1 protein-coding gene is annotated in these 324 nt (G+C 51.2%); it reads right to left on the bottom strand.

Going from position 1 to position 324, the window contains the following annotated elements; all coding sequences use genetic code 11:
• Positions 1-298: transglycosylase SLT domain-containing protein (locus ACYVTD_RS18710; protein ID WP_461249086.1), on the bottom strand; the 298-nt coding region annotated here is incomplete at its 3' end.
• Between the last annotated feature and the right edge of the window lie 26 nt (positions 299-324).

Genomic DNA, 324 nt, shown 5'->3' on the forward strand with positions numbered 1-324 from the left:
CTTCAGTACCGGCTGTATTAAGGCACCAGCGCAGATGTAAAAGGCCGTGACGGGCGTTTACGCCGGTATCATAAAAATCCTCAATTTTCAGTTTTGGAAAACTTGCGTTGTTAAGCTGAAATAACCCGCGGTCAACAGTTTCGTTCCTGTTGCGGTTCAGGGCGCGCGGATTGTAGCCGCTTTCTTCGGCACAAAGGGAAAAAGCCAGAGCCGGGGGCACATTACAGGCTGATGCGTTAAACAGGATCGCTTCGGCAATCTCCCTGGAACCTGTCAAGCCATGAAAGAAAACCAGCACATCCTCACGAAACGCCTCGTTCCGGT

This window comes from Treponema sp. R6D11, from assembly GCF_054786075.1.